The organism is Clostridium gasigenes (assembly GCF_900104115.1).
In the GTDB taxonomy this organism is placed as follows: Bacteria; Bacillota; Clostridia; order Clostridiales; family Clostridiaceae; genus Clostridium; species Clostridium gasigenes.
Map to the genome: position 1 here is coordinate 1 of NZ_FNJM01000032.1, position 11,228 is coordinate 11,228.

Annotated in this window: 13 protein-coding genes; 5 read left to right on the forward strand and 8 right to left on the reverse strand. The window is 30.9% G+C overall.

Annotated features, from left to right (window positions below; genetic code table 11):
- Positions 1 to 235 (reverse strand): HTH domain-containing protein (locus tag BLS77_RS19080; protein ID WP_341423504.1); only part of this gene is annotated, 235 nt, incomplete at its 3' end.
- 696 nt (positions 236 to 931) lie between these two features.
- On the opposite strand from BLS77_RS19080, the gene BLS77_RS19085 reads away from it, so the two are divergent.
- Positions 932 to 2,203: a RidA family protein gene (locus BLS77_RS19085; RefSeq protein WP_089973718.1), complete on the forward strand. Its 1,272-nt coding sequence runs from the start codon at positions 932 to 934 to the stop codon at positions 2,201 to 2,203.
- Positions 2,204 to 2,558: 355 nt separating this feature from the next.
- On the opposite strand, the gene BLS77_RS19090 is transcribed toward BLS77_RS19085, so the two are convergent.
- From BLS77_RS19090 to BLS77_RS19105, 4 genes are all read right to left on the reverse strand, one after another.
- Positions 2,559 to 2,759, reverse strand: coding sequence for a hypothetical protein (locus tag BLS77_RS19090; RefSeq protein ID WP_139164881.1), 201 nt, complete (start codon positions 2,757 to 2,759; stop codon positions 2,559 to 2,561).
- A 235-nt stretch (positions 2,760 to 2,994) separates the two neighbouring features.
- Positions 2,995 to 3,144, reverse strand: a complete 150-nt coding sequence (locus BLS77_RS19095) for a FeoB-associated Cys-rich membrane protein (protein ID WP_089973721.1) — start codon at positions 3,142 to 3,144, stop codon at positions 2,995 to 2,997.
- Positions 3,132 to 5,147 (reverse strand): ferrous iron transporter B, encoded by a 2,016-nt coding sequence (gene feoB / locus BLS77_RS19100; protein WP_089973723.1) that lies wholly within the window; start codon positions 5,145 to 5,147, stop codon positions 3,132 to 3,134. The genes BLS77_RS19095 and feoB overlap by 13 nt, the downstream gene beginning before the upstream one ends.
- Before the next feature lie 39 nt (positions 5,148 to 5,186).
- Positions 5,187 to 5,477 carry a FeoA family protein gene (locus BLS77_RS19105; protein ID WP_089973725.1) on the reverse strand — a complete coding sequence of 97 codons (291 nt, stop codon included), beginning with the start codon at positions 5,475 to 5,477 and terminating at the stop codon, positions 5,187 to 5,189.
- 451 nt (positions 5,478 to 5,928) lie between these two features.
- Between BLS77_RS19105 and BLS77_RS19110 the strand changes: the two genes are divergently transcribed.
- Positions 5,929 to 6,087, forward strand: coding sequence for a cysteine-rich CWC family protein (locus tag BLS77_RS19110; RefSeq protein ID WP_207648710.1), 159 nt, complete (start codon positions 5,929 to 5,931; stop codon positions 6,085 to 6,087).
- A 237-nt stretch (positions 6,088 to 6,324) separates the two neighbouring features.
- Here BLS77_RS19110 and BLS77_RS19115 read toward each other — a convergent pair whose 3' ends face one another.
- Positions 6,325 to 6,798, reverse strand: coding sequence for a MarR family winged helix-turn-helix transcriptional regulator (locus BLS77_RS19115; RefSeq protein WP_089973727.1), 474 nt, complete (start codon positions 6,796 to 6,798; stop codon positions 6,325 to 6,327).
- Between the two features lie 211 nt (positions 6,799 to 7,009).
- Here BLS77_RS19115 and BLS77_RS19120 point away from each other — a divergent pair, with 211 nt between their 5' ends.
- The 3 genes from BLS77_RS19120 to BLS77_RS19130 all read left to right on the forward strand — a co-directional run bounded on the left by BLS77_RS19120 (position 7,010) and on the right by BLS77_RS19130 (position 9,686).
- A complete protein-coding gene (locus tag BLS77_RS19120; RefSeq protein WP_089973729.1) occupies positions 7,010 to 7,636 on the forward strand; it encodes an FMN-dependent NADH-azoreductase in 627 nt (208 codons plus the stop codon).
- A gap of 163 nt (positions 7,637 to 7,799) precedes the next feature.
- Positions 7,800 to 8,930, forward strand: coding sequence for an MFS transporter (locus tag BLS77_RS19125; RefSeq protein WP_089973731.1), 1,131 nt, complete (start codon positions 7,800 to 7,802; stop codon positions 8,928 to 8,930).
- A gap of 327 nt (positions 8,931 to 9,257) precedes the next feature.
- Positions 9,258 to 9,686 carry a hypothetical protein gene (locus BLS77_RS19130; protein WP_089973734.1) on the forward strand — a complete coding sequence of 143 codons (429 nt, stop codon included), beginning with the start codon at positions 9,258 to 9,260 and terminating at the stop codon, positions 9,684 to 9,686.
- Positions 9,687 to 10,165: 479 nt separating this feature from the next.
- Here the strand turns inward: BLS77_RS19130 and BLS77_RS19135 are convergent, their stop codons facing one another.
- Both BLS77_RS19135 and BLS77_RS19610 read right to left on the reverse strand, forming a co-directional pair.
- Positions 10,166 to 10,390, reverse strand: coding sequence for a DUF6718 family protein (locus BLS77_RS19135; protein ID WP_089973737.1), 225 nt, complete (start codon positions 10,388 to 10,390; stop codon positions 10,166 to 10,168).
- Positions 10,362 to 10,955 carry a nucleotidyltransferase family protein gene (locus BLS77_RS19610; RefSeq protein WP_175490925.1) on the reverse strand — a complete coding sequence of 198 codons (594 nt, stop codon included), beginning with the start codon at positions 10,953 to 10,955 and terminating at the stop codon, positions 10,362 to 10,364. Before BLS77_RS19610 ends, BLS77_RS19135 begins: the two co-directional genes overlap by 29 nt.
- Positions 10,956 to 11,228 lie beyond the last annotated feature (273 nt).

Genomic DNA, 11,228 nt, shown 5'->3' on the forward strand with positions numbered 1-11,228 from the left:
TTCCCATACTTAGAAATCGGCGCGATAAATTATCAACTCTCTGTTTTCCTAAAGCCTTAACATCAAATCCTGCATTCCGTAGTATTTCTAATGGCATTTTCCCGGTATTATATTCAGAAACATAATACTCCTTAAATTCATCTGTATAAGTAATAGCTTTATTACTAGCTTTTTTTACAAATGGATTTACTGATAAATCTTTCAATTGTTCATCTGTAAAATAGATTCTTCCCATAACTACAATCCTCCTTTAAAATATTTTACAATAAAAAAAGACCCTATAAAATAGAGTCAGTTAAATAAATGTTTAGCACTTTTTTTCTAACTGTCCATTCTATAGGTACCAGTTTATATCTCTATTACAGTTCATCATTAAAATTATTTTATTTTAAGCACTACTTGTACCTGGAAAATCCTGATTCCCCCCAGGGGAATTTTTGAGTCGTCAGCTTGTCTGACACGAAATTGCTACAAATGTATTTGATACAGATTTTAGCGTCCAAGATTTTAAAGAATTATACTTTAAATGCCGGGGTATTGAGGTAAAATATAATAAAAGAAATTTCTAGCAATGTTATTCCAATTAGACCAGGTAGGAAATATCCTAGACGGATAACATTGAGAGTAAATAAAAACTCTTTAAACAATAAAAAGGCACCATATAACGCATTAATATCAGAATATAAAATAGACCTTTAAATTTTTTAAAAAAACTAAAGGTCTATTAATTTTACAATAAAGTATTCTATCAATAGATAGTATTATAATTTGAATAGCGTATATATACATTTGTGTCCTTATATATACATTAATGTCCTTAAATTGTATATATTCCAATATTAGCTTGATGGCACTTAGTCCAAGGTGTATAATTTACTTAGATGAATTTTAATTATTCTATCAATAAATATTACAAAAGGGGAATAGTATAATGAACGATTATAACGCAGTATTAGCAAGAAATACGAAAAATGCTTCAAAAGGTATAGGTCCATATTCACAAACTGTAGCTTTCTCTCATTACAATAATCTTTCAGCTCAATTACCTATCGATCCAAAATCTGGTGAGTTGGTAGCTGGTGGCGTAAAAGAGCAGGCTGAACAATGCTTTAAAAATATTAAGGCAATTGTAGAGAGCATCGACCATGTTATGAGCGATGTTGTTAGAATCACTGTATTCGTTAAAAATATCAAAGATATTGACGCTGTAGACGAAGTTTATAAAACATTCTTCACAAGCTATGTTCCTACACGAACGATAGTTGCAGTTGCAGCTTTGCCTATGGATGCTTTGGTACAAATTGAAGCACTTGTTTCAAACGGTGAAGGTACAATTCCAAACGCACCACAAGCAGGCGACATCATAAAGCTTACAAATAACACGGCAAATGCGCCAATAAGTGCACTATCTACGCAAGCTGTAGCTTTTTCTCATTACAATAATATTTCAGCTCAATTACCTATCGATCCGAAATCTGGTATAGTGGTAGCCGGTGGTGTAAAAGAGCAGGCTGGACAGTGCTTAAAGAATATCAAGGCAATTTTAGAAAGTATAGACGTTCCTTTTGACGATATCGTTAAAATTAACATATTCCTTAAAAACATCTCGGATATTGAAGCCGTAGACGAAGTTTATACAACATTTTTCCCAGACTCAGCTATCGCCAGGTCCGTAGCCTATGTCCCAGCACGGACAATAGTTGCGGCTTCAGCTTTACCTATGGATGCTTTGGTACAAATTGAAGCTGTAGTGTCACACGGAGATGGTACACCACCACAAGTTATTGAAGACAGGCATGGGCTCATCATAGTAGCAAACAATACAGAAAATGCACCAAAAAGTTCTCTATATACACAAACTGTAGCTTTCTCTCATTATAATCATATTTCAGCGCAATTACCTTTAGATCCAAAAACTGGTAATATGGTAGCTGGTGGTGTAAAAGAGCAGGTTGGACAGTGCTTAAAAAATATCAAGGCAATTCTAGAAAGTGTCGACCACGTTATGGACGATGTAGTTAAAGTGAATATCTTCCTTAAAAATATCGCAGATATTGATGCTGTAGACGAAGTTTACACAACATTCTTCCCAAGCGGTGTTCCTGCACGAAGAACAGTTGGCGTAGCAGCTTTACTTAAAGATGCTTTAGTCCAAATAGATGTAGTTGTATCAAATGCTGAAGGAACACCTCCAAAAGTATAACAGGCATTTGTTTGTAAATAACAAACGCTCCTAAGGCCCGTAACGACCTCTCTCGTATAAGTTTGAAAATCTTTGATTTGCTAGAGTATTCTTAAAAATACTCTAGCATTTATATATATATAACAAAACTAATAAATTAAATGTTTCTGTGTAATTTATAATAATAGATAATCATATTAGGCATGAGAAACAGAACACCGTGTAGATGCTCAAAAATTAATTATGTAGCCTTATGGAGTACCACAGTTTTACATTAGATAAAACCTCTCATTTCTCACTGAATTTAATCAAAAATTCCCTCGTACAATCTTAATGGTGTGGCTGGTTTTATATTCTCCGAGACTGGATCTAAGTCCTAAGGTCTTGTTTGTAATCTCTTGATTTTACTATCTTCAGTGCCTGAAGAGTACGAATCTTTTAATTCTTGTGATATTTTGGATAACACAACTGATTGAGAATTTATAATCTCGATAATCATTGCAATTAAGTTTTTCAAACGTAGCGATGATAAAATCACCATTTTCTCTAGTGTTTTTTCAATTTTGTAGTAATACATTCTTGATCGTTTATCATATAAACCACCTTTCTTATGTTGAGTTTGTTCTTCAAAGCAATTTTACATTAAATAGGTGGTTTTTTATGTTTTTAACGCTATCCTAGTTTAATTACTCAATTTATTATACTAATTCTAACTATAATAGTTCCACTCCCTGTTAGTAGTTCTTCTGTAGTCATGTCCTACAAGTGATCGTAAAAAAGAGTATTGATTTTAAAATCAATACTCTTTCACATTATTTTGAAGGATTACAGCTTTTACTAGGACATTCTTTACTATGTGGGCATCCTATGCACTTTATACCTTTTCGTTTATCTGAAACTACTTTGGTAACTGATATGGCTAATATAACTATAATTATTAATACTACAACTATATTCCCCATGCTTTTACCTCGTTTCTAGATATACTTTTGCTTTTTTCACTACCTTTTTTCATAAGGTATGCTACAGTTACTATCATAGCTGTTACTGCAACTAATCCTGGTATAAATCCAGCCCCTACTGATCCTGTAGTAATTAAAGTTCCTATTTGATAAGTTAAGAATGCAATCGTGTATCCAGTACCAAACTGGAATGCTATTCCGCCCCACAACCATTTTTTATCTTCCATTTCTGAATTCATAGCTCCAATAGCTGCAAAACAAGGAGGCGTAAATAAATTAAACATTAAGTATGCAAGTGCTGCTACCGTAGTAAGTCCCATCATTTGTCCTATCTCTGTTCCTCCAGATAATAAAGTAAACTCCTCTGTATCTATAAAGTTTGTTATTGAATAAACAACTGCTAAAGTTCCAACAACATTTTCTTTAGCTATAAAACCTGTAATTGCAGCTGCTGCCAATTGCCATACTCCAAATCCTAATGGAATTAATACAAATGCAAATGGTGATGCTATTGTAGCTAGTATGCTTGTATTTTGAGCCCCTTCTGCAACTACTTCAAACTTCCAATTGAAAGTTTGCATAATTTGAATAACTGTATTGCATAGTAATATAATTGTTCCTGCCTTAACTATAAAAGCCTTTCCTCTTGAGAACATTGAAATAGTCGCTCTCTTTAAACTTGGAACTTTATACTGTGGCAATTCCATAATAAAGAATGTTTTCGCATTAGTTTCACCTGTTATTCTAACTATAATTAATGCACCAACAATTATAAGTAATATCCCAATAAAATACATTGATGTTCCAACCCATGCTGAATCATTAAAGAATACTCCTGAAAATAGAGCAATTACAGGTAATTTGGCTCCACATGGTATAAAAGGTGTTAACATAGCTGTTGTTCTTCTTTGTCTTTCATTTTTTATTGTTCTTGTTGCCATTATTCCCGGTATAGCACACCCTGTCCCAATGATCATAGGAATAATACTTTTTCCGCTAAGTCCGATACGCTTGAATAACCCGTCCATTATAACTGCTATTCTAGCCATATAACCACAATCTTCTAATAGAGCAATTAAGAAAAATAAAATCATAATTAAAGGTAGGAATCCAACAACGGCTCCAACTCCACCAATAATTCCATCTAATAATAACGAGCTAAGTACTGGCGAAACACCCTCGCCAAGAAATCCTTCTACAACTACACCAAATTTATCAATCCACCCTACAAGAGTATCTGCTAAAAATGGTCCTAAATATGTTTGTGATATTGAAAATACTCCCAACATAACAAGGACAAATATAGGTAACCCAAACCATTTATGTGCAAGTATCCTATCTGCTTTATCCTGCATTGTTGCTTTGTTACTTTGTACCTTTCTATTTTCAACTTTTCCTACAACTGTTTTAACAAAGTCATATCTCTTTTTATCGTTTCCTTCTACTTCTTTTGCATTTGATAAATCAACACGGTCCCCTTTAAATGGTGATTTTTGTTTTAATCCTTTAACTTCTATAGCTTTATCAATTAATTTATCTATCCCATTTTCACTATTAGATATTGAAACAGTTTCAATAATAGGACATCCTAGTATATTCTCTAGCTCTTTAATATTAATTGTTATGCCTTGTTTTCTATTTAAATCGCTTTTGTTTAATGCAACTACAACTGGTATCTCAAGTTCTAATAGCTGAGTAGTAAAAAATAAACTTCTACTAAGATTTGTTGCATCTACTATATTTATAATAACATCTGGATTTTCATTTTTAATAAAATCCCTAGTTATATTTTCTTCGCTTGTAAATGGCGACATAGAATATGCCCCAGGTAAATCTATAACCTTCATTGATGTACCTTTTTTATTTAGAGACTTTCTAACATCCCCTTCTTTTTTACTAACTGTTACTCCAGCCCAGTTTCCTACCTTCTCACTTTTCCCAGTTATAAGATTAAATAAAGTTGTTTTCCCACTATTAGGATTACCTGTTAATGCTACTTTCATAATTATCCCCCCATCAAATTTAACTAAACTATAATATCTCTATTTTCCTTCTATTTTTATTGCACTTGCTAAATCCTTATCTATACTGTATCTTGCATCCTTAATGTTTATAATATAGTTACCACCTAAGATGGAAATTAGTGTAATCATTTCCCCTTCATAACATCCAAGGGAGAATAAAAAATTATCTAGTTCCTCATCATGACTTTTTATTTCTGTAATTCTGTAATCTTTATTAATTTTTCCTTTACTAAGATTATCAATTGAAGATTTTTTTTTAGTACTCCCCTTTAATCTTGAAAAAAATCCCTTCTTTAAAGTTCCTTCCATTTTAAGTCCCCTCCAAGCAATTTAATAAAATTCATTCCTTGATTTAATAACTTTTCTTAACTGATAACGAATTTCATTTCCATAATTTAATAATAACGGATTGTTTTATTTTTGTCAATACATTTCTAGCAACAATTATCATCACCTTTTTACGTTATTAATAATCTCTCTTAAATAAAACTTAATACTTCTTTTAATCCAATCATTTTTCATAATCTGCTACTAATCATTCTTTATTAAATATACTTTCATCAATAAGAATATCACCTATTCCTAATTACTTGAATAAACGAAAAAGAGTCAGCTTTTACGCTAACTCTTAAATTTCTAATATAATCGTTATAGAAACCTGCTCCAAAACATAGTATTAAGTAGTAATATTATTTAGTAAGAAAACATCTAAATTATATTTTTTACAAAATGGCTATAAAAAATTTAAGGAGTGATTATAGTGAGCTTAAAACAACCTGAGATAATATGTCCACTTTGCGGACAGGATAACAATTGTAAACACGGTCAAAAGGAATGTTGGTGTAATACAGTTACCTTTCCTAAGCATATTTTAGATATGGTTCCAGATGATAAAAAAAAGAAAGGCCTGCATATGTAAATCTTGTTTTGAAAAGTACAATAAATAAAAGTTTTGAGCATCCTCAAAACTTTTATTTTAAATAGCTTATATAAATTTTTATCTAACACAACCATCTTCAAAATTTTGGTTTTCATAATATCCAGAGTAATAAGAATAATCTCCACCTTCAATAAGTGGATTTATTATAATATCTTTTAAAAATCCTGTTTCCCCCGGGGGTATTTTTGAGTCGTCAGCTTGCCTGACACGAAATTGCTACCAAACTGGTATTAACTTCGATGACAATTTATCTTCCTTTGCTCCCTGAACTAATTTCATTAAATCTTCTTTGATCATTTGCATTTGCTTGGCACCTATATTTTCAATCCAACGTTGCTCAATATCAGTTAGTATCTCCTCTTTTGCTTTCATTACTAACAATCCTCGCTCAGTCAAAACAATAATTTTCCCTCTCTTATCAGTGGGATGAGTTTTACGCATTACATAACCGCTTTTCTCAAGATAATCCACCATTTTACTCACAGCTTGCTTTGTAATTCCTAAATATTCAGCTAATTCTATACCTGTTGCTCCATCTGGGTTGATGTATGTAAACATAAAACCATGTGTGGGTCTAATATCTTCAAATCCCAATTCACTCAATCTATCATGTAGTTCGTTAATCGCGGCTCTAAAAGATACTAACAAAAGTGATGTAAGATCTAATTCACTAAATACTTGATGATCCATATATAAAACCTCCTCAAGAAAAGTCAATTAGGTTGACTTTTTATTAATTCTATTATACTATATAGAATATAGTCAATCAAGTTGACTGTGTTTATTTTACTATAAAAAAATAGGATTCACTAAAAAATCAATACACTATGTATTGTAATTGAATACCTATCTTAAATGATTAATATAACAACTTAATAATAATTAACAGGAGGACAAGATAATGACAACAGTTTTATTCGTAAAAGCAAACAATCGTCCAGCAGATGAGGCGGTTAGCGTAAAATTATATGAGGCTTTTTTAGCAAGCTATAAAGAATCACATCCAAATGATACAGTGGTGGAGCTTGATTTATACAATGAATATTTACCATATGTAGGAGTAGATATGATCAATGGTACTTTTAAGGCTAGTAGAGAACTTGATTTAACAGAAAAGGAAGCGAAAGAAGTTGCTGTTGCTGATAAATATTTAAATCAATTCCTTGAAGCTGATAAAGTTATATTTGGTTTCCCGCTATGGAATTTAACAATTCCAGCTGTACTACATACATATATTGATTACTTAAATCGTGCTGGTAAAACATTTAAATATACGCCAGACGGTCCAGTAGGTCTTATTGGAAATAAGAAAATTGCATTATTAAATGCAAGTGGAGGTGTGTATTCTACAGGCCCAGCAGCTGAAATGGAAATGGCCGTTAAATATGTAGCAAGCATGATGGGCTTCTTCGGCGCAACAGGTATAGAGACTATAGTGATTGAAGGCCACAAGCAATCCCCAGATAAAGCAGAAGAAATTATTTCTATTGGTCTTGAAAAAGCTATTAAAGTAGCAAGTACATTCTAATTAACAAAACGATTCTCACTCTATAGGTAGTACCAACACTTTTATAGGTGTTGTACTACTTTTTTATTCGCTTATCTTACTACTTTTTTGGGTAATAACCCAATTGCTGAGAGATTTTTATTATCAATTTATTAAATTTATACGAAAGAAGGATTGAATTACAATGGAACGTCTATGGACAAAGAACTACATAATGCTGACAATTACAGCATTATTACTATTTAGTGGTTTTTATTTACTAATGCCAACACTACCTATATTTATTAAAGAAATAGGTGGAAGCGAATCTCAAGTTGGATTTATTGTTGGCGTGTTTACAATATCGGCAGTAATTGTTCGCCCTATTGTCGGAGGCTTAATGGATAAATATGGGCGAAGAGTATTCATAATAAGTGGACTAATATTTTTTGCAATTACAATGTATTTTTATGACTTTGTAACAGTAATTATATTTTTAGTTATATTACGTATACTCCATGGAATAAGTTGGGCACTTGCTACAACTTCTATAGGAACTGCTGTAACTGATGTCATTCCAAAATCTCGTCGTGGAGAAGGAATGGGATGGTATGGACTTTCAATGACTTTGGGTATGGCTTTAGGACCAATATTAGGTCTTTGGGTAGCTAAATCATTTTCATTCCATTATCTATTTTTGTTATGCACAGCATTAGCGCTTATTGCATTTATACTTGCATTTTTCACAAAAATCCCAGTAATTAAGAATACACATAAAAACACAATATCATTTTTTGAAAAAGACCTTTTACCAATGGCTATTGTTACATTTTTCCTATCCATTACTTTTGGTGGAATTACAACATTTTTACCACTGTTTGCGGCAAAAATTCAAGTTAATGTTGGTACTTTTTTCTTAGTTTATGCTTTAACACTTACAGTAACCAGACCAATTACTGGAAAGATATCTGATAAGTATGGAGAAGATGTCATTATTATTCCCGCACTCTTTATACTAATTGTCGCACTATTAGTCCTAACATTTACAAAAGGGACTGTTGGACTAGTTATTACCGCTATTTTGTATGGAATTGGATTTGGATCAGCACAACCGGCCCTTCAAGTAGCGATTCTACGATTAGCTAAACCAGAGAAAATTGGAGTGGCGAACGCAACATTTTTTACCGCTTTTGATTTAGGTATTGGTTTAGGATCTATTAGTCTAGGATTTGTTTCACAACTCATGGGATATCAAGCGTTATTTATTGTTTGTGCTATATCTGCGCTTATTAGCCTATTATATTTTACTGTTTTTGTTAAGAAGACATTAAAATAACATTTAGTTTACAGAAGAACGCTATTCTTTTTATAGGAGCATATAAAAAGGGTAGCGTTTTTTATAAACTTTCCAGTATAACATCCACTACTATACACTATTTACTGCGAAATCACCTGCATATTAAAGTATTAAATAACTCACGACATTAATATCGTGAGTTTAATTTTCGAAATGAAATTGCTAATTTCCGATACTACTTGCACCAGGTAAAAAACTATTCCTCAGATGTGCTTATTTGGAAAACTCTATTTTCAAAATTCGCTACATCAATATCCATTTTAGGTTATAATTTTACTAATATATTTAGTTATTAAAGGAGAATTTATGAATAATATAAAAGTTGAATTAAAAACAGATTTAACCAAATACGGTGAAGGTCTAATCGCAGGAATAAAAGGTATTACTATAGGACAACAGGGTATTTGGAGTAGATCAAATGATAATTTGATTACTGTCAAGTTTGAAAACAATATAATTTTAGATGTATTATGGAATAGCCTTGAAATTATTGATGAAGAGTATTTACAAAAACCTTCTAAAACTAAAACCACCGACCTTAAAGAACTTAAAACAGCTACCAACATTATTAAAACAATTGGTCCAAAAGGTGGATTTAAATATCTCTCTTTTGAATACACTAGAATAGATGGATGCCATTGGAGCAAGTCTATTGGACTTAAAAAAGAAGCTGATAAATTACTCGATATTTTCTCAGAATATAAATTAAATGTTAAAATTGAAAAGATAATCTAGGGTAGCGCGTATTTCACTCTACCCTTTAAAACTCTTTCTTTTTCTAGTTTTAGTAATTTTAAAAATAACCATACTTATCTCACTTCCACAGAAAATTTCAAAAAAATCTTAGATAAAAAGCTATAATAAAGTTTTTACCCCTATTACAGCCTCATAATTTAAATTATTATATTTTCATACTACTTGTACCTTTATAAGTTACTAAATAAGTCTATCAAACTTCTTATTGATAACCCTATATTTTCTTACTTCCAAACTCTATCCATTTTTTTACAAGGCTCTGCCCTCGTTGTAAGGGAAGAATGACCGAACTTCCTTACCATCATCTTTTATAAATCATAAAATGACTCCGTAATTTCTTCTAAATTAAATTTCTTAACTCTAAAATATAAGCTTCTAAAAAACGCCTTACGATTCTCTCTTAAATGCTCTTCATCTGGATATTTTCCATTTGCATTAATATCTTTAAAACTATATATCTAGTTTAGAATAGCCCTATCAATAAATTCTCCAACTGTAGCTACTATATTAAAAGGTTCATATTCTTTCCACATTTCTAAATTAGATAACAACACAACTTGTTTATCCATACCTTCTAATTTATAGTTTAATAAATCATCTATCATGTCTACTTCTTTAGAATCATTTGAACCATAAACTACTGACCCGATGGCATTAAATTCCTTCACTAATATATAATACAATTTTTAAAGCCTCCTTAAATTCATCTTCATTATTTATAATATTTTCATCATATAATTCCTTTAACTTTATTCCAATTTTATTATCCTTATATTTATATACATACTTGTATAACCACATGTTAAATTCGTAATCTCTTCTAGTAAAGAACTGTACTTCTATTGGATAATGATAATTGCTTTTTTTATAATAAATATGATAATCTCTATACCCATCATCATTTTTCTTACCATTAACCATATCTACATGTTTTATATTATGGTGATCTAAATCTATATTGTAGTTTTCAATAATAACCCTAATTCCTAATATATCATTAAAACATGCTCCTATTTCTTTACTAGGATAATACCTACTATATTTAATATTTATAGATTGAAGTGATTTAATCCTATATGTCATCTCCATCAATAATTTTCTTCGTTTTTTTATAAATAATCGATACTCTTTTAGCTCTGAAATCAAATCTTCTTTATCTACTTTTCTAAGGGTATTCTTTAAATTTTTACCAAGTTTAGTTTCATAACTTATAGCATCTAGAGCTCTTACTAATTCCTTATTATACAATTCAGTTCACCTTACTTTATATAGGTACTATTATAAATCCTAGTATATATCTAATCTAATTATAACATAAGGCAACTCTATTTTTAATAAACTTCTTAATATTATCCTTCATTAAGAAAACCTCAAATATAATTATGTTTCTTAATTATTTCCTTAAACTTATTTTTATAGATAAAAGAAACTGCAATAAAGTTTTAAACTGGTACCTATAGAATGGACAGTTAGAAAAAAAGTGCTAAACATTTATTTAACTGACTCTATTTTATAGGGTCT